The following is a 21939-nucleotide window of genomic DNA, read 5'->3' on the forward strand; positions in this document are numbered from 1 at the left end:
TTCACACAGTCTCCGCGGACAGGGGCCTCAGTGGGCGCCCTGCTCCTTGAAGCGCGCGTACGACTTCTCGATCTCCGCCTCGGCCTCGGCGCGGCCGACCCAGTCGGCGCCCTCGACCGACTTGCCCGGCTCCAGGTCCTTGTAGACCTCGAAGAAGTGCTGGATCTCCAGGCGGTCGAACTCCGCCACGTGGTGGATGTCCCGCAGGTGCTCCATGCGCGGGTCGGTGGCCGGGACGCACAGCAGCTTGTCGTCGCCGCCCGCCTCGTCCGTCATGCGGAACATGCCGATGGCGCGGCACTTGATGAGGCAGCCCGGGAACGTCGGCTCGTCCAGGATGACCAGCGCGTCCAGCGGGTCACCGTCCTCGCCGAGGGTGTTCTCGACGAAGCCGTAGTCCGTCGGGTAGGCCGTCGACGTGAACAGGCGACGGTCCAGGCGGATGCGACCCGTCTCGTGGTCGACCTCGTACTTGTTCCGCGACCCCTTCGGGATCTCGATGGTGACGTCGAACTCCACGGGTGGCTCCTCCTGAATCAACACAAGTGAATGCTCGCGACGACGCGCGGTGATTAAGTGTCCCTCACGCACGTGTGTGATCGCGAAAGGGGCTGGTCAGCAATGCCTGAACCGAGGACGTGGCGGCTCACGGCGGGCTCCGCCGTACTCGGTCTGGCACTGGCCGCCGCGGCGGTCACCGCGGCCGGGCCCTGGGACGGAGGCCAGCGTACGGCCGAACGTGCCCGCGCCGCCGCCCCCGCGGCGGGTGGCGCACATCACGCCCCGGCACCCGGCCCCGACGGCCCCAGGCGCCCGGCCCCCGCCCCCAGCGCCCCCGCCGTCCTCGCCGCCCTCGGCGCCGGGCAGGCCTCCGCCGGCGGCGACCGGGCGCCCGCCGGCCCGGCGGAGCCCGCCGGGCCCGCCCCCCGCCCGGCCGACCTCGCCGCCGCCCTCGTCCCCCTGATGGCCGATCCCGGCCTCGGCCCGCTGCGCACCGCCTCCGTGGTCGACACCGCCACCGGCGCCACGCTCTACGCCGAGGGCGCCACCACCCCCATGACCCCCGCCTCCACCGTCAAGATCGCCACCGTCACCGCCGCCCTCTCCGCCCTCGGCCCCGACCACCGCATCACCACCACGGTCACGGCCCACCCCGACGGCCGCACCCTCACCCTCACCGGCGGCGGCGACCCCACCCTCGACACCACCCGTCTCCAAGCCCTCGCCACCACCGCCGCCCGCACCCTCACCGCACGCGGCCACACCTCCGTACGCCTCACCTACGACACGAGCCTCTACCAGGGCCCCACCCTCCACCCCATCGGCCGCGACAACGAGAACCTCGCCCCCGTCACCGCCCTCATGACCCGCGCCGGCCGCCTCGACGACAGCACCAGCGGCATCGCCCCCCGCTCCGCCGACCCCGCCCGCGACACCGCCACCGCCTTCGCCGGCCACCTCACCGCCGCCGGCATCCAGGTCACCGGCCTCCCCGCCCCCGGCCCCACCCCCCGGACGGAACCCCTCGCCCGCACCCACTCCGCCCCCCTCTCCGCACTCGCCGAGCGCACGCTCACCCACAGCGACAACGACCTCGCCGAAGCCCTCGCCCGGCAGACCGCCCTCGCCCACCGGCAGCCCGCCAGCTTCCAGGGCGCCGAGAAGGCCGTCCACGACGAACTCGCCCGCCTCGGCCTCCCCCTCGCCGGCGCCCGCTTCGCCGACGGCAGCGGCCTCGACCGCCGCGACCGCGTCACCGCCGCCCTCCTCACCGGCCTCCTCACCCGCGCGGCCGACCCCGCCCGCCCGGCCCTGCGCCCCGTCCTCACCGGCCTCCCCGTCGGCGGCTTCACCGGCACCCTCGCCACCCGCTACGACACCCCGCCCGCCACCGCCGGCGCCGGACTCGTACGGGCCAAGACCGGCACGCTCCACGGCGTGAACACCCTCGCCGGGACCGTCGTCACCCCCGGCGGCCGCCTCCTCGCCTTCGCCTTCCTCGCCGGCACCACCCCTTCCGCCGAACAGGCCCAGCCCGCCCTCGACCGCCTCTCCGCCGCCCTCACCCGCTGACCGGAACACCCGGGCCGGCGCGAAGCCGCACCGAACCGGTACCGAACGCGCCCGGAGACCGTACGGTTGACGCATGACGAGCATCGGTGGCGCAGGCACATCAGGGATGGTCGACTGGAACCTCGCGGTCGCGACCGCGACCCGCCTCGTACGGCCCGGACCCGAGGTCAGCCGTGAAGAGGCCCGCGAGGTCGTGGCCGAACTGCGCAGACACGCCAAGGCCTCCGAGCAGCACGTCCGCGCCTACACCCGGATGCTCCCCGAGGACTCCGACCACCAGGAGACCCCCGTCCTCGTCGTCGACCGCGCCGGCTGGATCAAGGCCAACGTCGCCGGCTTCCGCGAGCTCCTCACCCCCCTCCTCGGCAAGATGCAGGAACGCCGCTCCGGCACCCCCGGCAGCGCCGTCCTCGGCGCCGTCGGCGGCAAGGTCACCGGCGTCGAACTCGGCATGCTCCTGTCGTTCCTCGCCTCCCGCATCCTCGGCCAGTACGAGACCTTCGCCCCCGCCACCCGCGACCTCCCCGCCGGCCCCGACGGCGGCGGCCGCCTCCTCCTCGTCGCCCCCAACATCGTCCACGTCGAACGCGAGCTCGACGTCGACCCGCACGACTTCCGCCTCTGGGTCTGCCTCCACGAGGAGACCCACCGCACCCAGTTCACCGCCGTCCCCTGGCTCCGCGACCACCTCCAGGGCGAGATCCAGGCCTTCCTCTCCGCCACCGACGTCGACCCCGGCACCGTCGTCGAACGCCTCCGCGAAGCCGCCCAGACCCTCGTCGGCGGACGCCCCGAAGCCGAGGAGGGCGAACCGTCCCCCTCCTTCGTCGAACTCGTCCAGACCCCCGAACAGCGCGAGATCCTCGGCCGCCTCACCGCCGTCATGAGCCTCCTCGAAGGCCACGCCGACCACGTCATGGACGGCGTCGGCCCCGAGGTCGTCCCCTCCGTCGCCGAGATCCGCGAGAAGTTCCAGCAGCGCCGCGCCCGCGGTGCCTCCCGCCTCGACCTCGCCCTGCGCAAGCTCCTCGGCCTCGACGCCAAGCTCCGCCAGTACCGCGACGGCGAACGCTTCGTCCGCGCCGTCGTCGACGAGGTCGGCATGGACGGCTTCAACCGCGTCTGGACCTCACCCAACACCCTCCCCACCAAGAGCGAGATCGCCACCCCCGCCGACTGGATCGCCCGGGTCCACCGCAGGGCGGACTCCTGAGACGCATGCGGCACACGACACCAGAACAGCGTGAAACCCTCCACCAATCACCCGTCCGAGGGACCCTGAGCACGGGGTGAGGCGTGCAATGCTCGGGTAAGGGGCCGGTTTCTGTCACGATCGGTGCACTCTGTGTGACCGAATTGAGTGACCGAACCCCCCTTCCCGACCGTTAACACTCCGACCGAGGCACCCCACCCCATTCACGAAGGGCACCGGACATGGGTCCCCATCCTGCGGTCGCGGCGATACGCCTGGCGGTCCGCCGCGTACTCCACGACGTCCTCACCGAGCACACCCACCGCGCCACCGGCGCCACCGGCCACCCCGCCGGCCCCGCGCACGACGGGACCCCCCTCGTCCTCGTCGCGTGCTCCGGCGGAGCCGACTCCATGGCCCTCGCCTCCGCCCTCGCCTTCGAAGCCCGCAAGCTCCCCCTGCGCGCCGGCGGCATCACCGTCGACCACGGCCTCCAGGAAGGCTCCGATGCCCGCGCCGCCGAGGTCGCCGACCGCATGACCGCGCTCGGCCTCACCCCCGCCGAGGCCGTCACCGTCACCGTCGGCCGCGAAGGCGGACCCGAAGCGGCCGCCCGCGACGCCCGCTACGCCGCCCTCGACGCCGCCGCCGAACGCCACGGAGCCACCGCCGTCCTCCTCGGCCACACCCGCGACGACCAGGCCGAGACCGTCCTCCTCGGCCTCGCCCGCGGCTCCGGCATCCGCTCCCTCTCCGGCATGGCCGCCGTCTCCGGCACCCACGGCCGCTACCGGCGCCCCTTCCTCCAGCTCGACCGGCAGACCGTCCGCAAGGCCTGCATCGCCCAGGAACTCGCCGTCTGGGACGACCCCCACAACACCGACCCCGCCTACACCCGCTCCCGGCTCCGCCACGAAGGCCTCCCCGCCCTCGAGAAGGCCCTCGGCAAAGGCGTCGTCGAAGCACTCGCCCGTACGGCCCAGCTCTCCCGCGACGACGCCGACGCCCTCGACACCTGGGCCGCCGACGCCGAGACCGCCGTACGCGACGAGGCGGGCGCCCTCGCCTGCGACAAGCTCTCCGGCCTGCCCCCCGCCGTACGCCGCCGCGTCCTGCGCCGCGCCGTCATCGCCGAAGGCGCACCCGCAGGCTCCCTCTTCGCCCGCCACATCGAGGAGGTCGACCGCCTCATCACCGGCTGGCGCGGCCAGGGAGCCATCAACCTGCCCGGCCGCGTCGAAGCCCGCCGCCAGGGTGGCAGACTGGTCATCCGGCAAGGCTGACGCACGCTGCAACGAAAGTGACCCGGGTGAACGAGAAGGACATGGGCACCGACCTCCAGTCGGTGCTCATCACCAAGGAAGAGATCGACGCCAAGCTGGCCGAGCTGGCAGCGAAGATCGACGCGGAATACGCGGGCAAGGAACTGCTCATCGTCGGCGTCCTCAAGGGCGCCGTCATGGTCATGGCGGACCTGGCACGCGCCCTGTCCACTCCCGTCACCATGGACTGGATGGCCGTCTCCTCCTACGGAGCCGGCACCCAGTCCTCCGGCGTCGTCCGCATCCTCAAGGACCTCGACACCGACATCAAGGGCAAGCACGTCCTGATCGTCGAGGACATCATCGACTCCGGTCTGACCCTGTCCTGGCTCCTCTCCAACCTCGGCTCGCGCGAGCCCGCCTCCCTCGAGGTCTGCACCCTGCTGCGCAAGCCGGAGGCCGCCAAGGTCGCCATCGACGTCAAGTGGATCGGCTTCGACATCCCCAACGAGTTCGTCGTCGGCTACGGGCTCGACTACGCCGAGAAGTACCGGAACCTTCCCTTCGTCGGCACCCTCGCCCCCCACGTCTACGGCGGCTGAACCCGCCCCGGCACGGGGAACCCGCACCGCCTTCCCTCCGTTGAACCATCGGAAGGCGGTCGCGGGCGACAATGCTGAGGTACCGTCCGAAGAACAGCTTTTTCACAGTGCAGCTCTCACAGCGGCATTTTCCTACGGGCAGGAGGGACGGGGCGAACTCGCTCCGTATGGATGGACGTGAAGCGATACTTCCGTGGGCCGGTCATGTGGATCGTGCTGGCCGTCCTCGCCGTGGTCGTGCTGATGCAGGTCGTCGGCTCGTCCGAGGGCTACAAGACGGTGGACACCGGCAAGGTCGTCCAGGCGATCGACAAGAACCAGGTCAAGCAGGCAAAGCTCACCACCGGTGACGAGCAGATCATCAAGATCGAGCTCGTCGACGGCCAGCAGATCGACAAGAGCAGCAAGGTCCAGGCCAGCTACATCGGCACCCAGGGCGCCGACCTGGCCGACAAGCTCCAGGAGAAGTTCGAGGCCGGGCAGATCGAGAAGGGCTACACCGTCTCCCCGACGAAGCAGTCGCCCTTCGTCTCGATCCTGCTCTCGCTGCTCCCCTTCGTCCTCATCGTGGTCGTCTTCCTCTTCCTGATGAACCAGATGCAGGGCGGCGGCTCCCGCGTCATGCAGTTCGGCAAGTCCAAGGCGAAGCTCATCACCAAGGACACCCCGAAGACGACCTTCGCGGACGTCGCCGGCTCCGACGAGGCCGTCGAGGAACTCCACGAGATCAAGGAATTCCTCCAGGAGCCGGCCAAGTTCCAGGCCGTCGGCGCCAAGATCCCCAAGGGCGTCCTCCTCTACGGCCCGCCCGGCACCGGCAAGACGCTCCTCGCGCGCGCCGTCGCCGGCGAGGCCGGCGTGCCCTTCTACTCGATCTCCGGTTCCGACTTCGTCGAGATGTTCGTCGGTGTCGGCGCCAGCCGTGTCCGCGACCTCTTCGAGCAGGCCAAGGCCAACGCCCCGGCCATCGTCTTCGTCGACGAGATCGACGCCGTCGGACGCCACCGCGGCGCCGGCCTCGGCGGCGGCCACGACGAGCGCGAGCAGACCCTCAACCAGCTCCTGGTCGAGATGGACGGCTTCGACGTCAAGGGCGGCGTCATCCTGATCGCCGCCACCAACCGGCCCGACATCCTCGACCCCGCCCTCCTGCGCCCGGGCCGCTTCGACCGGCAGATCGCCGTCGACCGCCCCGACATGCAGGGCCGCCTGGAGATCCTCAAGGTCCACCAGAAGGGCAAGCCGGTCGCGCCGGACGTCGACCTCGGCGCGGTCGCCCGCCGGACCCCCGGGTTCACCGGTGCCGACCTCTCCAACGTCCTCAACGAGGCGGCGCTGCTCACCGCCCGCAGCGACAAGAAGCTGATCGACAACAAGGCGCTGGACGAGGCGATCGACCGCGTGGTCGCGGGCCCGCAGAAGCGGACCCGCATCATGTCGGACAAGGAGAAGAAGATCACCGCCTACCACGAGGGCGGACACGCTCTCGTCGCCGCGGCCTCCCCGAACTCCGACCCGGTCCACAAGATCACCATCCTGTCCCGCGGCCGCGCCCTCGGCTACACGATGGTGCTGCCGGAAGAGGACAAGTACTCGACCACACGCAACGAGATGCTCGACCAGCTCGCCTACATGCTGGGCGGCCGCGCGGCCGAGGAGCTCGTCTTCCACGACCCGACCACGGGCGCGGCCAACGACATCGAGAAGGCCACCGCCACGGCCCGCGCGATGGTCACCCAGTACGGCATGACGGAGCGGCTCGGCGCCATCAAGTTCGGCGGCGACAACACCGAGCCCTTCCTCGGCCGCGAGATGTCGCACCAGCGCGACTACTCCGAAGAGGTCGCCGCGCTGGTCGACGAAGAGGTCAAGAAGCTCATCGAGACCGCGCACAACGAGGCCTGGGAGATCCTCGTCGAGAACCGTGACGTCCTCGACAACCTGGTCCTCGCCCTCCTGGAGAAGGAGACGCTGGGCAAGGAGGAGATCGCCGAGATCTTCGCCCCCATCGTCAAGCGCCCGGCCCGCCCGGCCTGGACCGGCTCGGCCCGCCGCACCCCGTCCACGCGTCCGCCGGTGCTCTCCCCCAAGGAGCTCGCCCTGACGAACAGCGCGAACGGCACGGCGACGACCGCCACCGGCACGGTCGACACCACCAAGGGCATCGAGGTCGCCCCCGAGGACACCCCGGAGACCTGATCCCCGGACGACCCCGGAATGGCTGCCGCGCCCCCACAGGTTCTAGCCTGTGGGGGCGCGGCATTTTCGCGCCATGTTCAGACAGACGGAACGAGGCACAGATGACCGACCCGGTGACGCTGGACGGCGAGAGCACGATCGGCGACTACGACGAGAAGCGCGCCGAGAACGCCGTACGAGAGCTCCTCATCGCGGTCGGGGAGAACCCGGACCGCGAGGGGCTGCGGGAGACGCCTGCGCGCGTTGCACGTGCATACCGCGAATTGCTTTCGGGGATGAGGCAGGAGCCCGAGGACGTTCTGACCACGACGTTTGACCTCGGTCACGACGAGATGGTCCTCGTGAAGGACATTGAACTCGTTAGCTTCTGTGAACATCACCTTTTGCCGTTCCATGGTATCGCCCACGTGGGCTACATCCCGGCGGAAAGCGGCAAGATCACGGGCCTTTCGAAGTTGGCCCGCCTGGTGGACGTCTTCGCCCGCCGCCCGCAGGTCCAGGAGCGCCTCACGACGCAGATCGCCGATTCGCTGATGAAGATTCTCGAAGCGCGGGGCGCGATCGTCGTGATCGAGGCGGAGCACATGTGCATGTCGCTGCGCGGCATCCGGAAGCCGGGCGCGAAGACGACCACCTCGGCGGTACGTGGTCAACTTCGCGACGCTACTACACGGGCTGAGGCCATGTCCCTGATACTGGCCCGCTAGGAGCGGGCTGTCCGCTTTGCTTCATACCGTCCTTGATCAGCGGAGGTTGTCGCTGATCAAGGGGGCGGTATGGGGTACGGGCTTTCCAGCCAGATGCTGGTCAACGGAGTGGGTGGTTGGACGCAGGCGAACAGCGTGGCCGCCGGCAACGTCCTGTGGACTTTGGACGGTGACCGGACGGTGCGGACTTCCGTCACGTCCGTGACCGCGGTCAAGGGGCGGGACGCCGTCGACGTGATCACCGACCACACGACCTTCACGGCGAGCCCGGACTTGCTGTTGGCGACGTCAGGTGGCTGGGTGCCCGCGCGGGACGCGGCGGGCATGACAGCAGCGTGGACGCCGGCGCGGAAGCTGCGCAGGGAGCGGCTGACGATCCGGCCAGGATACGAATTCGCGGCTAGGCCGCCGGGGCGCGGTTCGGGCCCTCGTCGTCGTCCTCCGGGAGTTTGCAGACGTGCTCCAGGAAGAGGGCGGCGGCGATGACGCCGATGCCCGCCGCGACCGAGAGGGCCGCGTAGAGGGCCTGGTCGCGGCGGGCCGGGACGTCGAGGGAGGCGAGCAGGAAGACGCCGATGCCTCCGTACATGCCGGCGACGAGCGCGGCGACCAGCGCGCTGGCCTGGCCGAAGACGACCGCCCGGGCCGCCATCAGGGGTTCCACGCCCTTGGCGCCGGGGCGGCGCTCCCGCTGGGCCTTGAGGCGGGCGCGCAGGGAGAGCGCCGTCGCGGCGAGGACCGCCGCGATGACGGCGAGGACGACGGGGGCGGCGAGGGGCACGCTGGGAAGGGTGCCGACGGAGTCCCAGAGGCGGCTGGCGCCCCAGGAGAGGATGCCGGCCACCAGGAACAGTCCGGCGAGCACCTTCAGCCGCAGTTGTTTCACCGGGTGTCCTTCACGTGGTCGCGGAGCGGTCTGCCACGAGCGTAACGATTACTCGGGCAGACGGAGTTCCAGGTCGTCACGGGGGGTGACGTCCGTGTGTCCCAGGGAGGTCAGGAGGTCGGCGACGGCTCCGTGGCCGGGCAGGAGCGCGGCAGGGTCGACGTCGTTCCAGGGGGCGAGGACGAAGGCGCGCTGGTGGGCGCGGGGATGGGGCAGGGTGAGGACGGGGTCGTCGGAGACGACGTCGGCGTACGTGATGATGTCGACGTCGATGGTGCGGGCGCCCCAGCGCTCCTCGCGGACGCGGTGGAAGGCCTCCTCGACCGCGTGCGCCCGCTCCAGGAGGGAGGAGGGCGGCAGGGTGGTCTTCACGAGGACGACGGCGTTGAGGTAGGAGGGCTGGCTGCCCGGTTCTACGCCCCAGGGCTCCGTCTCGTAGACGGGGGAGACGGCTTTGACGCGGAGGCCGGGGGTGTCGGCGAGGGCGTCGACGGCGCCCTGGAGGGTCTCCAGGCGGTTGCCGAGGTTGGCGCCGAGGGCGAGGACGGCCCAGCGCGGGTTGGAGAGGGTGGTGTCGGCGGCGTCGACGGTCTCGACGACGGCGGCGGGCACGGGCTGGACGGTGGGGTCGCTCTGGGTCGGCTTCATCGTCGGCTCCGGGTGATGGTGACGGTCACGTCGTCGAAGGGGACGGTGATGGGCGCGTCGGGTTTGTGGACGACGACCTCCACCTCCTGGACGCCCGCGTGGCTGAGGCACTGCTGGGCGATGCGTTCGGCGAGGGTTTCGATGAGGTCGACGGGTTCACCCTGGACCACGTCGACGACCTCCTCGGCGACGATGCCGTAGTGCACCGTCTTCGTCAGGTCGTCGTCGGCGGCCGCCGGGCGGGTGTCCAGGCCGAGGACCAGGTCCACGATGAAGGTCTGGCCCTCCTCGCGCTCCTTGGGGAAGACGCCGTGGTGGCCTCGGGCCTTGAGGCCGCGCAGCGCGACACGATCCACGCGAATCACTCCTGCTGTCGTAGTTCCGGTGGCCACGCAGCCGGGTGCGGACGGCCGGGTGTCCTCTGTCGAATCTACCCGCGGGCACCGACAGCACCTGCCCGTGGGGCCGGTGCCGGCCGTTCGCGGGGGTGGTCGCGGGGTCAGGGAGTGCCGGGGAGGCCCGGGGCGCCGGGGTCGTCGCCGCCGGGTGTGTCGTCCGTCTCGGTGAGGACGGGGGAGGCGTGGTGGGACCAGATCCGCCAGCCTTCGGGGGTGCGGCGGAAGAGGTTGGTGGCGACGACGAGCTGGCCCATGAGGGGTCCGAGTTCGGCGCCGTCCTCGGCGGGGCCGCCGCTGAGGATGTTCTCGGTGCAGGTGACGAGGGCGGTGTCGCCGGCGACGGTGACCGTGAGGTCGGTGAGGAAGAACTGGATGTACTCCGTGTTCGCCATGATCAGGGCGTAGGAGCGGAGGACTTCCCCGCGGCCGGTGAGGACGGGCCAGCCGGGGTGGACGCAGGTGAGGGGGGTGGCGCCGTCGTCGAGCCAGAGGCGGGAGACGGTGTCGAAGTCGCCGGTTTCCATCGCTTCGTAGAAGGCGGTGTTGGCGGCTTCCACGGCGGTCCGGTCGGTGGTGGGGGTCACGCGGCTCCTTCTACGGCCCTGGCGACGCGGACGGCGTCGGCGGTGGCGCGTACTTCGTGGACGCGGACGGCCCAGGCACCTTCGTGGGCCGCGATGGCGGAGACGGCGGCGGTGGCGGCGTCGCGTTCGCGCGCCGGGGGCGGGGCGGCGCCCTCGTGGGCGAGGACGTGGCCGAGGAAGCGTTTGCGGGAGGCGGCGACGAGGAGGGGGTGGCCGAGGGCGCGGAGCCGGGGGAGGTGGGCGACGAGGGCGAGGTCGTGGGGGGCGTGCTTGGCGAAGCCGAGGCCGGGGTCCACGACGAGGCGGTCGGGGTGGACGCCGCCGTCGACGACGGCTTCGATGCGGGCGCGGAGTTCGTCGACGACCTCGGTGACGACGTCGTCGTAGACGGCGAGGCTGTTCATGTCCTTGCTGAAGCCGCGCCAGTGCATGACGACGAAGGGGACCTCCGCGGCGGCGACGGTGGGGACCATGCGGGGGTCGGCGAGGCCGCCGCTGACGTCGTTGACGAGGGTGGCGCCGGCGTCGACGGCGCGGGCGGCGACGGTGGCGCGCATGGTGTCGACGGAGACGGTGACGCCTTCGGCGGTGAGGCCGCGGACGACGGGGATGACGCGGCGGAGTTCTTCGTCCTCGTCGACGCGGGTGGCGCCGGGGCGGGTGGATTCGCCGCCTACGTCCACCAGGTCGGCGCCTTCGGCGGCGAGGTCGAGGCCGTGTTTGACGGCGGCCGTGGTGTCGAACCAGCGGCCGCCGTCGGAGAAGGAGTCCGGGGTCACGTTGACCACGCCCATGACGGCGCAGCGGTCCCACTCCGGCAGGCCGCGGGCGGTCCCGCGGTCGATCGTCGTACTCATGTGTCCAGCGTAGGGCCCGGGGGTGGGATCAGGCCGCGCGGACCTCCTGCTCGGGGCGGGCGGGTGCGGGCAGGTGGGCGCAGGGGCGGGGGGCCGGGGCGGTCCTGCGGGTGAAGGGACGGGGCAGGGAGAGGTTGACGAAGCCTTCGGCCTGCATGGCGGCGAAGCCGATGCGGGGGAGGTCGCGGCTCTTGCGGTAGACGACGAAGCGGGGTTCCCAGCGGGGCTGGAACTTGGCGTTGAACTTGTACAGGGACTCGATCTGGAACCAGCGGGAGAGGAAGACGAGGAGGCCGCGCCAGGCGCGCAGGACGGGGCCGGCGCCGATTTTCTCGCCGCGGGCGAGGGCCGCGCGGAACATGGCGAAGTTGAGTGAGACGCGGGCGATGCCGAGGGCCGGGGCGGCCTGGAGGGCGGCGACGATGAGGAGCTCGTTCATGCCGGGGTCGGCGGAGCGGTCGCGGCGCATGAGTTCGAGGGACATGCCGTCGGGGCCCCAGGGCACGAAGTGGATGACGGCCTTCAGGTCGCCGAAGGGGCCGTCGGCGGTGTCGGCGGTGTTGTGGTCGGTCTTGTGGGCGGTGGCTATGACGGCGTCGCCGTCGCCGGGGGCGCCGATGCGGCCGAGGGCCATGGAGAAGCCGCGCTCGGTGTCGGTGCCGCGCCAGTCGGCGGCGGCGGCGCGGATCCGTTCGAGTTCGGCGTCGGTGAGGTCACGGACGCGGCGGACCTGGGTGGTGTAGCCGTTGCGCTCGATGCGCTTGACCATCTGGCGGACGTTGCGCATGGCTCGTCCGGAGAGGGAGAAATCCGCGACGTCCACCACCGCCTCGTCGCCGAGTTCGAGGGCGTCGAGGCCGGTCTCGCGGGTCCAGACGTGGCCGCCGGTCTCGGAGCAGCCCATGACGGCGGGGGTCCAGGAGTGGGCCTTGGCCTCGTCCATGAAGCGTTCGATGGCGCCGGGCCAGGCTTCGACGTCGCCGATGGGGTCGCCGCTGGCGAGCATGACGCCGGAGACGACGCGGTAGCAGACGGCGGCCTTGCCGCTGGGGGAGAAGACGACGCCCTTGTCGCGGCGGAGGGCGAAGTGGCCGAGGGAGTCGCGTCCGCCGTGCTGGGCGAGGAGGGCGCGCAGGCGTGCCTCGTCGTCGTCGGTGAGGCGGGCCGTGGGGTGCTCGGGGCGCAGGGCGAGGTAGATGGTGGTGAGGGCGGTCAGCATGCCGAGCGCGCCGAGGGAGTAGCCGACGGTCCAGTCGACGCCGTGGGTGTAGGCGATGGGGCCTTCGACGCCGAAGAGTCCGTACAGGACGTGTTCGAGGCGGTCGGAGAGGCTGGGGTCGCCGACGACCCGGCGGGGGTGGGCGCTGACGATGACGAGGCCGAGGGCGAGGGAGCCGGCGCCCATGACGATGAAGTTGGCGAGGGCGCGCCAGCGGCTGCGGGGGTCGGGGAGGGCGGCGAATTCGCCGCGGTGGCGTACGAGGAGGGCGAGGAGGGCCAGGGAGAGGAGGGCGCCGAGGACGGAGTGGCGCCAGACGAACTGGGCGGCGGCGCCGAGGGGGAGGAGGACGACGGCGGCGCGCCAGGCGCGGCGCTTGTGGCGCTTGAGTCCGTGGGCGAGGAGGAGCAGGAGGACGCCGGCGCTCAGGGAGAGGGCGGCGGAGAGGGGGCCGAGGGTGCCGGGGAGGACTTCGGCGAGCGCGTGGACGCGGCTGGCGCGGAAGCGGGGGAAGACTCCGGCGGCGATGTCGACGAGGCCGATGAGGGTGCAGGCCGTGCCGACGAGGGAGGGGACTTTCTCGGGTCGGGGGCCGCGCAGAATCCGGCGTACCCGAACCGGAACCAATCGTGATTTGTCCCCATCTACCGTGACAGACATCCGCTTCCCGTGCTTCCCGTGGTCCTGCGAGGGGTTCTGGACCGGGTCGCGCTCCGCGGTGTGTACGGCGGGCCGGCCCGGTTGGTGCGCCTTCTAGGACGGCGGTGGGCGGGGGTGGGTTCACTCCCCCTCAGGAAATTCTCACGAAGTCCGGCGGACATGGCGTCCGGCGCACCAGGAAGAAGGCTCGGTCGTCCCATGGGTCTCACCAGCAGCAGTGTTCTCGTGTTGGCCATGGTGGTGGCCGTGTTGTTCTTCGCGGCCACGGTCGTGTGGTGGCCGAGGCTGGGTCGCCGCGGCTGGCGGGCCGTGGCGGGCCGGGTGGGTCTGCTGCTGGTGACGCAGGTGGCGCTGTTCGCGGCGGTGGGTCTGGCGGCGAACCGGTCGTTCCTCTTCTACGGCTCGTGGGCGGACCTGTTCGGCCAGGAGCAGGAGATGGGTGTGGTGGTCGACCACTCGGCGGGTTCGAAGGACCTGCGCGTGGTGGGGACGCAGGCGCTGGACGTGCCGGGCGGCGGCCGTCCGGCGGTGGCGGGCCAGATCCAGAAGGTGCTGATCGCGGGTGAGCGGTCGCGGATCTCGTCGTCGGCGTACGTGTACCTGCCGCCGGAGTACTTCCAGAAGCGGTACGCGGGGCGGAAGTTCCCGGTCTCGGTGGTGCTGACCGGGTATCCCGGCACGGCGGAGAACCTGATCAAGGGGCTCAAGTACCCGCGGACGGCGTACCTCCAGGCGAAGGAGGGCCGGATGCGGCCGATGGTCCTGGTGATGATGCGGCCGACGGTGGCGCCGCCGAGGGACACGGAGTGCGTGGACGTGCCGGGGGGCCCGCAGACGGAGACGTTCTTCGCGGAGGACCTGCCGAGGGCGGTGGCGGAGTCGTACCGGGTGGGGACGGGGCCGCGCAGCTGGGGCGTCATGGGGAACTCGACGGGCGGGTACTGCGCCTTGAAGATCGCGCTGCACCACCCGGACCGGTACGGGGCGGGGGCGGGTTTCTCGGCGTACTACCGGGCGGCGGAGGACGTGACGACGGGGGACCTGTTCCACGGGGACGACCGGCTGCGCAGGCGGGCGGACCTGCTGTGGAGCCTGGACCACCTGCCGCAGGGGCGGTCCTCGTTCCTGGTGACGACGTCGAAGCGGGGCGAGGACAACCGGAAGGGCACGCTGGAGTTCGTGAAGAAGGTGCGGAGCCCGGCGCGGGTCTCCTCGATCACCCTGGAGAGCGGCGGCCACAACTTCAACACGTGGAACCGTGAGATCCCGCCGGGCCTGGTGTGGATGAGCGGCCGCCTCACCGCCTAGGCCGTGTCTTTCGGATCTTGCCGGGCTCGCGGCGCCTGGCACCGCGCCTCGCTGCGTTGTCGTCGGTCGCCGATGCTCCGCATGGACTCCCTCCTCCGCCTTGCGATGCACGGCGCCAGACGCCGCTCCCTGATCCGGCCTGATCCAAAAGACACCGCCTAGGGGGCGTCCGGCGCGGAGGCGCGGCGCAGGGCGCGGTGGACGCCTTCGGGGGTGAGGACGCCGAGGGGCCGGCCGTCGTCGCCGGTGACGGCGAGGCGGCCGGTGTCGTGCTGGAGGAGGGCGGCGAGGGCGTCCTTGAGGGAGGTCCCCAGGGGTACGGGGGCGGGGGCGCCGGCCGGATCCGGTGCGGGCGGCAGCGGGTCGAGGTCGGCCTCGGTGACGGGGGTGACGGCGAGTCGCTTGAGGCCGCGGTCGCTGCCCACGAAGTCGGCGACGTAGGGGGTGGCGGGGGCGCCGAGGACCGTGGCGGGAGTGTCGAACTGCTCGATGCGGCCCTGCCCGTACACGGCCATGCGGTCGCCCATGCGGACGGCTTCCTCGATGTCGTGGGTGACGAGGAGGACCGTTTTGCGGACGGTCGCCTGGAGGGCGAGGAACTCGTTCTGGAGGCGTTCGCGGACGACCGGGTCGACCGCGCCGAAGGGTTCGTCCATGAGGAGGACGGGCGGGTCGGCGGCGAGGGCGCGGGCGACACCGACGCGCTGGCGCTGTCCGCCGGAGAGCTGGGCGGGATAGCGGGAACCGTACGTGGCGGGGTCGAGCCCGACGAGGTCGAGGAGTTCCGCGGCGCGGGCGCGGGCGGCGGACTTCTTCCAGCCGAGGAGCGCGGGCACGGTCGCGGTGTTGTCGAGGACGGTGCGGTGGGGGAAGAGGCCGACCTGCTGGATGACGTAGCCGATCTTGCGGCGCAGCGCGACCGGGTCGACGCCGGCGACGTCCCGGCCGTCGACGAGGACGCGGCCGGAGGTGGGCTCGACGAGCCGGTTGACCATCATCATGGTGGTCGTCTTGCCGCAGCCGGACGGCCCGACGAGGGTGACGAGTTCGCCCTCGGCGACCTCGAAGGAGAGGTCGTCCACGGCCGTGGTGCCGTCGGGGTAGCGCTTGGTCACGTGCTCGAACCGGATCATGGTTCCCCATTCTGGCCCCTGGGAGCCGGGGGTGTGTGAAGGGTGTGTTGCCGGGGGGTGGCGGATTCCGGCGGTTGTCGGTGCCCCGGGTTAGGGTCGTCACACAAGCGTTCGGAAGGGCGGGCGACCCGGGGGGAGGACGATGAGCACGCCGAACTGTCTGGTGACGAACGACTGGATCTGCGGCGAGTACCTGCGCACGCGTGCCGGGGAGTTGACGGACGCGCTGCTCCAGCACGTGGGGATCACGGTCGTGTCGGTGCTGCTCGCGCTGGTCGTGGCGGTGCCGCTGGCGCTGCTCGTGCGGGCCAGGCCCCGCTTCGCCGGCCCGGTCCTCGGGCTGACGACCCTGCTCTACACGGTGCCGTCGCTCGCGATGTTCTCGCTGCTGCTGCCGGTGTTCGGCCTGTCGGCGGCGCTCGTCGTGACGGGCCTCGTGCTGTACGCCCTGACGATCCTGGTGCGCAACGCCCTGGCCGGCCTGGCGGCGGTGCCCGCCGAGACCCGGGAGGCCGCGCGGGGCATGGGGTACGGGCCGTGGCGGCTGCTCTGGGAGGTCGAACTTCCGCTGGCGCTGCCGGTGCTGATGGCCGGGGTGCGGATGGCGACGGTCTCCACGATCGCGCTGACGACGATCGGGTCGGTGGTCGGCCGTGGCGGGCTCGGCAATCTCATCGAGGACGCCCTGCCGACCTTCTTCAAGGCGCAGGTGCTGGCCGCTTCCGTGCTGTGCGTCCTGCTCGCCGTCGTGGCCGACCTGCTGCTCCTGGGCCTTCAGCGGCTGCTCACGCCCTGGGCCCGGATACGGACCGCGCCGGGAGGTGGGTGAGGTGGGGGTCGTGACGGACGCGTGGACCTGGCTCACCACCGGCGCGCACTGGTCGGGCCCGGAGGGGATCGGGCAGCGCCTCGCCGAGCATGTGTACGTGAGCGGGCTGGCGCTGTTGATCGCCTGCGCGGTCGCCCTGCCGGTGGGGCTGGGCCTGGGGCACCTGGGGCGGGGCGGGGCGCTCGCGGTGAACGTGTCGAACGTGGGGCGGGCGGTGCCGGTCTTCGCGGTCCTCGCCCTGTTCATGGTCTCGCCGCTGCGGAACGCGGGGTACGTGCCGACCGTGGTGGCCCTCGTCCTCTTCGCGATACCCCCGCTGCTGACCAACGCGTACGTGGGGGTGCGGGAGGTGGACCGGGCGGCCGTGCGGGCGGCGCGGGGCATGGGGATGACCGGGGGGCAGGTGTTCCTGCGGGTCGAACTGCCCCTGGCGCGGCCCGTGGTGATGACGGGCGTGCGGTCGGCCGCCGTGCAGGTGGTGGCCACGGCCACGGTCGCCGCGATGGTCGGTCAGGGCGGTCTGGGCCGGGTCATCACGGCCGGCTTCGCCCTGTACGACACCGCGCAGGTGGTCGCCGGCGCGGTCCTCGTGGCGGCGCTGGCCCTCGTGGTCGAGGGCGTCCTCGCGGGCGCCGACCGGCTCCTGGGGGCGGGCCGCTCCCGGACGGGCGCGGCGGACGGGCGCGGCGCGCGGGCGCGGCGGACGCACACAGCCGGACCGGCGGAGAGACCGGCGGCCGGACCGACGAAGTGGGATGGGTGATTCGGTGAACGGGTTCTCGCGGAGTACGCGTGCGGTGGTGGGGGCGGCGGCACTGGCCGTGGCGCTCACGGCCTGCGGCGGGGAAAGCCTGGAGCAGGGCAAGGGCGGTGCGGCCGGCGGGTCGGGCGGTTCCGGTGGCGGGGGCAAGGGCTCGCTGGTGGTGGGCGCCGCGGCGTTCACCGAGTCGAAGGTGCTGGCCGAGCTGTACGCCCAGGTGCTGCGGGACGCCGGATACACGGTCTCGGTCACGACGGTGAAGAACCGGGAACTGTACGAACCGTCCCTGGAGAACGGCCAGATCGACGTCGTACCGGAATACGCGGCGACCCTCGCGGAATTCCTCAACGCGAAGGTGAACGGCCCGAAGGCGCCCGAGGAGAAGCCGGTCGCGTCGGGTGACGCGAAGGCCACCGTGGAAGCGCTGCGGAAGCTCGCGGAACCGCGCGGGCTGAAGGTCCTGGAGGCCGGCGGAGCGGTCGATCAGAACGCGTTCGCCGTGTCGAAGGAATTCGCCGCGAAGAACCGGCTGAGCACGCTTTCCGATCTTGGTCGCGCGAAGCTGAAGGTCAGGATCGCGGCCGGTGACGAATGCGCGGTACGGCCCTTCTGCGCGCCCGGTCTGAAGGCCCGGTACGGAGTCGACGTGGCGGGTGTCGACCCCAAGGGTGTGGGCACCCCGCAGGCCAAGCAGGCCGTCCGGGACGGGGTGGACCAGCTGGTTCTGACGACCACCACGGACGCCACGCTCGACAGCTTCGGGCTCGTCCTCCTCGCCGACGACAAGAAGTTGCAGAACGCCGACAATGTGCTGCCGGTGGTGAACGCGAAGGACGCCGGAGCGCCGGAGATAGCCACCGCCTTGAACAAGATCACCAAGGTGCTCAGCACGGCGGATCTCGCCGAACTCAACCGGAAGGTGGACGCCGAGCGCGCGAAGCCGGAGGACGCGGCGAAGGCCTATCTGCAGTCGAAGGGGCTGCTCAGCAAGTAGAGGACGGCGAAGGGAAGTCGGCCCCAAGCGGAACCGGAAGGGCGGGATCCCGCTTCTTCCGGTGAGAAGTGGACAGGAGTTTGCCGGGCCGACCCCCCACACGGCGCCTACGCACGGTAAATTTCAGGCCATGCCACGTGGACGCCACCGCCATTCCCCGCCTCTGCACAAGCTGCTGCCGCCCTCCGCGGTCGCCGGCGCCGCGGTCGTGTGCGCCGCGGCGGCCTGGCTCCCCGGCGACCTCGTGGTCGTCCGGCTGCTCGCCGCCGCGGCGGCCGGAGCCGCCGTCACCGGAGCCGTGCTCATGCGCAGTTGGGACCGGAGCGCCGGCCGCCAGGTCGCCGAGCTCAACCGGGCCCGCACCGCCGACCAGTGGAAGGCCGACGAGCGGACCGCGGAACTGGAGGCCGACCTGGAGGAGTCACGCGCCCTGCGGGCCCGGCTGGACGCCAAGCTGCGCGCCAAGCGGGTCGAACTCGCCGCCCTGCGCGGCGAGCACGCCGACCTGCTGCGCCGCTACGCCACCGCCGAGACCGAGCGGGCCAGCGCCCTGGAGGGACGCCGCGTCCTCGCCCTGGAGGCCACCGCCGCCACGGCCGGGGACGCCAGGGCGCTCCCGGCCGCCGGGTCGACGCCCACCCCGGAGGCGTACCGCCGCGCCGCCCGGGCCCTGGCCGACCTCCCGCGCAACGCCGCCGCCCAGCGCGCCCGCCGCACCGCCGGGCGGACGGCCGACGCGACGGAGGAGGACGCGGAGGGCAAGCACCCGGCGGCCGGCGCGACCGAGCAGCACACCCGCAGCGAGGCTCCCGCCCTGACCGCCGCCCCGGCCGCGGGCACCACCGGGACGGCGGGCACCACCGGCAGCGCCACCGCGCCGCCCGCGCCGCCGGCTCCGGTCGCCGCCGCCGTCGTCCCGTACACCGCCCGCCGGCCCGCCCCGCGTCCCGAGGGGGGCTTCGACTTCTTCGGTACGCAGAAGGCCGCCGCCGCCATCGAGGCGGTGCAGAACACGGACCTCGCCGACGTCGTCGGGGACGAGGTCCTTCAGGCCGCCCGCGTCACGCCCCTCACCCCGGCCCCGCCGCGGACCGCCGGCCAGGTCATCGACCTCACCGCGCACGACGAGACCGAGCAGCTCGACGTGGCCGAACTGCGCGGGGCCGTCAACTCCTGACCCGCCGCGACGACGGAGGCGCCCGCCTGCCCGGCGGGCGCCTCCGTCGTTCCCGGGTCCTACCGGGGGCCGGTCACTTGTCGATGTCGCCGACCACGAAGAACAGCGAGCCCAGGATCGCCACCATGTCGGCCACCAGCGTCCCCGGCAGCAGCTCCGCGAGCGCCTGGATGTTGTTGTACGAGGCCGACCGCAGCTTCAGCCGGTACGGGGTCTTCTCGCCCTTCGACACCAGGTAGTAGCCGTTGATGCCGAGCGGGTTCTCGGTCCAGGCGTACGTGTGCCCCTCCGGCGCCTTCAGGACCTTCGGCAGGCGCTGGTTGACCGGCCCCGGCGGAAGCTCGGCCATCCGGTCCAGACAGGCGTCCGCCAGGTCCAGCGCGTTGTGCGTCTGGTCGAGCAGGCACTCGAACCGGGCCAGGCAGTCACCGTCCTGCCGCACCGCCACCCGCAGGGTGTCCCGCAGCTCCCCGTACGCGAGGTACGGCTCGTCGCGCCGCAGGTCGAAGTCCACGCCCGAGGCACGGGCGACGGGCCCCGACACCCCGTAGGCGTGGACGGTCTCCGCGCTCAGCACGCCCACCCCGCGCGTCCGGCCCCGGAAGATCTCGTTGCCGAGGACCAGCCGGTCGTACACGTCCATCCGCGAGCGCACGTCCGCGACGGCCTGCCGCGCCCGCCCGAGCCACCCGGCGGGCAGGTCCTCCTTCAGACCGCCGACCCGGTTGAACATGTAGTGGATCCGGCCGCCCGAGACCTCCTCCATCACCGCCTGGAGCTCCTCGCGCTCCCGGAAGGCGTGGAAGACCGGCGTGATCCCGCCCAGCTCCAGCGGGTACGACCCGAGGAACATGAGGTGGTTGAGGACCCGGTTCAGCTCGGCGAGGAGCGTGCGGGTCCACACCGCCCGCTCCGGGACCTCCATGCCCAGCATCCGCTCGACGGCCATGACGACGCCGAGTTCGTTGGAGAAGGCGGAGAGCCAGTCGTGGCGGTTGGCCAGCATGATGATCTGCCGGTAGTCCCGCGCCTCGAACAGCTTCTCCGCCCCCCGGTGCATGTAGCCGACCACCGGCTCGGCCTCCCGGACGACCTCGCCGTCGAGCACGAGCCGGAGCCGGAGGACACCGTGGGTCGAGGGGTGCTGCGGCCCGATGTTCAGCACCATGTCGGTGCTCTCCGCCGCGCCGCCGATTCCGACCGTCGTCTCCGTCATGCGGCCAGTATCCCCTGCCGCCCCACGCCTCCCCGGCGCCCCCGGGACCCGTGGCACGGCCCGGCCGGGGACCCCACCGCTCCCGCCGCACGGCCCGGCGGCCACCCGGCGCACCCGCCCGGGTGTCCCGGTGCCGCCGGCACCCGCCGGCTCACCCCTCCCGCGCCGCCGGCACCCGCTGGATCAGCCAGAGGAAGTCACCGAGCCCGCCGGGCGCGGTCAGTTCGGCCGCCTCGCCCGCCGCGGCGAGCGCCCGCACGTACGCCGCCGGATCCGACGAGGCCAGGGCCAGCGGCGGCCGGGCGCCGAAGACCCCGAGCCGCCGCAGCGCCTCCCGCTGCGTCACCAGCTCCGGCTCCGGCAGACGGCCCCCGCCGGTGCCCGGACCGTCCCCGCCCGGCCCCTCCGGGCCACCCGCCCCCGGCGCCGCCCCGCACGCGTCCAGGGCCACGTGCGCCGTCAGATCGCAGCTCCCGTCCGGTACGGGCGGAACCTCGCGGCCCTCCCGGAAGCCGGTCAGCGTGCCGAAGGGCGGCCGGCAGGCACGTACGTGCGCGTAGTCCACGGCCACCGCCCGGCCCGCCGCCACGCACGCCACCGCCTCCGCCCAGGCCCGGTCCCGGGGCCGGCCGATCTCCGCGCGCGCCCCCGGCTCCCGCAGCGGCCACCAGCGGGCCAGCCACCGCGCGTCCGGTCCCGTGACCGGCGCGCCCGGCCGCTCCGTACCGTCCGGCGCCACCTCCACGTACCGCGCCACGCCCGCGGCGTCCGCCTCGGCCACGTCCACCGGCACGTTGTCGAGCCACTCGTTCGCGAACAGCAGCCCCCGCACCCCGCGCGGCACCCGGTCCGTCCAGACGATCCGCGGATCGAGGCCCGCGGGCCGGTCCGCCCGCTCGACCGCGTACGCCCGCACCGTGAGCCCCGCCCCGGCAGCCGCCGCGAGCACCTGCGTCACCAGTTCGCCCCGCCCGGCGCCCACGTCCACGAACGCGGGCTCGTCGGTGCCCAGCTCCGCCGCCACCTCGCCGAGCAGCCGCGCCACGGCCGCCGCGTACAACGGGGAGGCGTGCACGGAGGTACGGAAGTGCGCCGCGGGCCCCTCGGGGCGCAGATAGAAGCCACCGGGGCCGTACAGCGCACGTTCCGCCGCCTCGCGCCAGCCCGCCCATTCCCGCCGTCGACACGTCTCATCCGTCACGGACCCCAGTCTCCACCTCGGGGAGTACGGGCTT

Annotated in this window: 21 protein-coding genes; 11 read left to right on the top strand and 10 right to left on the bottom strand. The window is 72.5% G+C overall.

Features of this window, described 5'->3' with window-relative positions:
- Positions 1–27: 27 nt before the first annotated feature.
- Positions 28–519: an inorganic diphosphatase gene (locus ACFY60_RS06215; RefSeq protein ID WP_309052121.1), complete on the bottom strand. Its 492-nt coding sequence runs from the start codon at positions 517–519 to the stop codon at positions 28–30.
- A 102-nt stretch (positions 520–621) separates the two neighbouring features.
- Between ACFY60_RS06215 and dacB the strand changes: the two genes are divergently transcribed.
- The 6 genes from dacB (at position 622) to folE (ending at position 8035) form a co-directional block, all read left to right on the top strand.
- On the top strand, positions 622–2073 hold the full coding sequence (dacB, locus tag ACFY60_RS06220; RefSeq protein WP_388609350.1) for a D-alanyl-D-alanine carboxypeptidase/D-alanyl-D-alanine-endopeptidase: 1452 nt from the start codon (positions 622–624) through the stop codon (positions 2071–2073).
- A 73-nt stretch (positions 2074–2146) separates the two neighbouring features.
- Positions 2147–3286: a zinc-dependent metalloprotease gene (locus ACFY60_RS06225; protein ID WP_388609348.1), complete on the top strand. Its 1140-nt coding sequence runs from the start codon at positions 2147–2149 to the stop codon at positions 3284–3286.
- 221 nt (positions 3287–3507) lie between these two features.
- Positions 3508–4548, top strand: a complete 1041-nt coding sequence (tilS, locus tag ACFY60_RS06230; RefSeq protein WP_388609346.1) for a tRNA lysidine(34) synthetase TilS — start codon at positions 3508–3510, stop codon at positions 4546–4548.
- Positions 4549–4589: 41 nt separating this feature from the next.
- A complete protein-coding gene (gene hpt, locus ACFY60_RS06235) occupies positions 4590–5129 on the top strand; it encodes a hypoxanthine phosphoribosyltransferase (protein ID WP_309056516.1) in 540 nt (179 codons plus the stop codon).
- 171 nt (positions 5130–5300) lie between these two features.
- Positions 5301–7328 (top strand): ATP-dependent zinc metalloprotease FtsH, encoded by a 2028-nt coding sequence (ftsH, locus tag ACFY60_RS06240; protein WP_388609343.1) that lies wholly within the window; start codon positions 5301–5303, stop codon positions 7326–7328.
- Between the two features lie 101 nt (positions 7329–7429).
- On the top strand, positions 7430–8035 hold the full coding sequence (gene folE / locus ACFY60_RS06245) for a GTP cyclohydrolase I FolE (RefSeq protein WP_388609340.1): 606 nt from the start codon (positions 7430–7432) through the stop codon (positions 8033–8035).
- Between the two features lie 400 nt (positions 8036–8435).
- On the opposite strand, the gene ACFY60_RS06250 is transcribed toward folE, so the two are convergent.
- The 6 genes from ACFY60_RS06250 to ACFY60_RS06275 all read right to left on the bottom strand — a co-directional run bounded on the left by ACFY60_RS06250 (position 8436) and on the right by ACFY60_RS06275 (position 13287).
- Entirely contained in the window at positions 8436–8921 is a 486-nt protein-coding gene (locus tag ACFY60_RS06250) for a DUF3180 domain-containing protein (protein WP_388609337.1), read from the bottom strand.
- A gap of 48 nt (positions 8922–8969) precedes the next feature.
- Positions 8970–9569 (bottom strand): 2-amino-4-hydroxy-6-hydroxymethyldihydropteridine diphosphokinase, encoded by a 600-nt coding sequence (folK, locus tag ACFY60_RS06255; RefSeq protein ID WP_388609335.1) that lies wholly within the window; start codon positions 9567–9569, stop codon positions 8970–8972.
- On the bottom strand, positions 9566–9925 hold the full coding sequence (folB, locus tag ACFY60_RS06260) for a dihydroneopterin aldolase (protein WP_352058171.1): 360 nt from the start codon (positions 9923–9925) through the stop codon (positions 9566–9568). The genes folK and folB overlap by 4 nt, the downstream gene beginning before the upstream one ends.
- Before the next feature lie 143 nt (positions 9926–10068).
- On the bottom strand, positions 10069–10551 hold the full coding sequence (locus ACFY60_RS06265) for a nuclear transport factor 2 family protein (RefSeq protein WP_388609334.1): 483 nt from the start codon (positions 10549–10551) through the stop codon (positions 10069–10071).
- Positions 10548–11408 carry a dihydropteroate synthase gene (gene folP / locus ACFY60_RS06270; protein WP_388609333.1) on the bottom strand — a complete coding sequence of 287 codons (861 nt, stop codon included), beginning with the start codon at positions 11406–11408 and terminating at the stop codon, positions 10548–10550. The genes ACFY60_RS06265 and folP overlap by 4 nt, the downstream gene beginning before the upstream one ends.
- A 28-nt stretch (positions 11409–11436) precedes the next feature.
- Entirely contained in the window at positions 11437–13287 is a 1851-nt protein-coding gene (locus ACFY60_RS06275; RefSeq protein ID WP_388609332.1) for a phosphatidylglycerol lysyltransferase domain-containing protein, read from the bottom strand.
- A 198-nt stretch (positions 13288–13485) separates the two neighbouring features.
- Between ACFY60_RS06275 and ACFY60_RS06280 the strand changes: the two genes are divergently transcribed.
- Positions 13486–14595 carry an alpha/beta hydrolase gene (locus ACFY60_RS06280; protein WP_388609330.1) on the top strand — a complete coding sequence of 370 codons (1110 nt, stop codon included), beginning with the start codon at positions 13486–13488 and terminating at the stop codon, positions 14593–14595.
- Positions 14596–14753: 158 nt separating this feature from the next.
- On the opposite strand, the gene ACFY60_RS06285 is transcribed toward ACFY60_RS06280, so the two are convergent.
- Complete coding sequence (locus tag ACFY60_RS06285; protein ID WP_388609328.1) at positions 14754–15728, bottom strand: ABC transporter ATP-binding protein; 975 nt, start codon at positions 15726–15728, stop codon at positions 14754–14756.
- Positions 15729–15870: 142 nt separating this feature from the next.
- Here ACFY60_RS06285 and ACFY60_RS06290 point away from each other — a divergent pair, with 142 nt between their 5' ends.
- From ACFY60_RS06290 to ACFY60_RS06305, 4 genes are all read left to right on the top strand, one after another.
- Positions 15871–16557, top strand: coding sequence for an ABC transporter permease (locus ACFY60_RS06290; protein ID WP_309050112.1), 687 nt, complete (start codon positions 15871–15873; stop codon positions 16555–16557).
- A 1-nt stretch (position 16558) separates the two neighbouring features.
- Positions 16559–17320 (top strand): ABC transporter permease, encoded by a 762-nt coding sequence (locus ACFY60_RS06295; protein WP_388609326.1) that lies wholly within the window; start codon positions 16559–16561, stop codon positions 17318–17320.
- The gene (locus ACFY60_RS06300) at positions 17313–18311 is read left to right on the top strand and encodes an ABC transporter substrate-binding protein (RefSeq protein WP_388609324.1); all 999 of its coding nucleotides are present in this window, start codon (positions 17313–17315) and stop codon (positions 18309–18311) included. Before ACFY60_RS06295 ends, ACFY60_RS06300 begins: the two co-directional genes overlap by 8 nt.
- Positions 18312–18441: 130 nt before the next feature.
- A complete protein-coding gene (locus ACFY60_RS06305) occupies positions 18442–19488 on the top strand; it encodes a hypothetical protein (RefSeq protein ID WP_388609323.1) in 1047 nt (348 codons plus the stop codon).
- A 73-nt stretch (positions 19489–19561) separates the two neighbouring features.
- On the opposite strand, the gene ACFY60_RS06310 is transcribed toward ACFY60_RS06305, so the two are convergent.
- Positions 19562–20704 carry an NADH-quinone oxidoreductase subunit D gene (locus tag ACFY60_RS06310; protein ID WP_388609321.1) on the bottom strand — a complete coding sequence of 381 codons (1143 nt, stop codon included), beginning with the start codon at positions 20702–20704 and terminating at the stop codon, positions 19562–19564.
- Between the two features lie 151 nt (positions 20705–20855).
- On the bottom strand, positions 20856–21905 hold the full coding sequence (locus tag ACFY60_RS06315) for an SAM-dependent methyltransferase (protein WP_388609319.1): 1050 nt from the start codon (positions 21903–21905) through the stop codon (positions 20856–20858).
- Positions 21906–21939: the final 34 nt, after the last annotated feature.

The sequence above is a fragment of the Streptomyces sp. NPDC012827 genome (assembly GCF_042900905.1).
In the GTDB taxonomy this organism is placed as follows: Bacteria; Actinomycetota; Actinomycetes; order Streptomycetales; family Streptomycetaceae; genus Streptomyces; species Streptomyces gulbargensis.

What these genes read in the sequence shown, in the direction of transcription:
- dacB (WP_388609350.1), top strand. Translation starts at nt 622, where the DNA reads ATGCCTGAACCGAGGACGTGGCGGCTCACGGCGGGCTCCGCCGTACTC.
- ACFY60_RS06225 (WP_388609348.1), top strand. Translation starts at nt 2,147, where the DNA reads ATGACGAGCATCGGTGGCGCAGGCACATCAGGGATGGTCGACTGGAAC.
- tilS (WP_388609346.1), top strand. Translation starts at nt 3,508, where the DNA reads ATGGGTCCCCATCCTGCGGTCGCGGCGATACGCCTGGCGGTCCGCCGC.
- hpt (WP_309056516.1), top strand. Translation starts at nt 4,590, where the DNA reads ATGGGCACCGACCTCCAGTCGGTGCTCATCACCAAGGAAGAGATCGAC.
- ftsH (WP_388609343.1), top strand. Translation starts at nt 5,301, where the DNA reads ATGGACGTGAAGCGATACTTCCGTGGGCCGGTCATGTGGATCGTGCTG.
- folE (WP_388609340.1), top strand. Translation starts at nt 7,430, where the DNA reads ATGACCGACCCGGTGACGCTGGACGGCGAGAGCACGATCGGCGACTAC.
- folK (WP_388609335.1), bottom strand. Translation starts at nt 9,569, where the DNA reads ATGAAGCCGACCCAGAGCGACCCCACCGTCCAGCCCGTGCCCGCCGCC.
- folP (WP_388609333.1), bottom strand. Translation starts at nt 11,408, where the DNA reads ATGAGTACGACGATCGACCGCGGGACCGCCCGCGGCCTGCCGGAGTGG.
- ACFY60_RS06275 (WP_388609332.1), bottom strand. Translation starts at nt 13,287, where the DNA reads ATGTCTGTCACGGTAGATGGGGACAAATCACGATTGGTTCCGGTTCGG.
- ACFY60_RS06280 (WP_388609330.1), top strand. Translation starts at nt 13,486, where the DNA reads ATGGGTCTCACCAGCAGCAGTGTTCTCGTGTTGGCCATGGTGGTGGCC.
- ACFY60_RS06285 (WP_388609328.1), bottom strand. Translation starts at nt 15,728, where the DNA reads ATGATCCGGTTCGAGCACGTGACCAAGCGCTACCCCGACGGCACCACG.
- ACFY60_RS06290 (WP_309050112.1), top strand. Translation starts at nt 15,871, where the DNA reads ATGAGCACGCCGAACTGTCTGGTGACGAACGACTGGATCTGCGGCGAG.
- ACFY60_RS06300 (WP_388609324.1), top strand. Translation starts at nt 17,313, where the DNA reads ATGGGTGATTCGGTGAACGGGTTCTCGCGGAGTACGCGTGCGGTGGTG.
- ACFY60_RS06305 (WP_388609323.1), top strand. Translation starts at nt 18,442, where the DNA reads ATGCCACGTGGACGCCACCGCCATTCCCCGCCTCTGCACAAGCTGCTG.
- ACFY60_RS06310 (WP_388609321.1), bottom strand. Translation starts at nt 20,704, where the DNA reads ATGACGGAGACGACGGTCGGAATCGGCGGCGCGGCGGAGAGCACCGAC.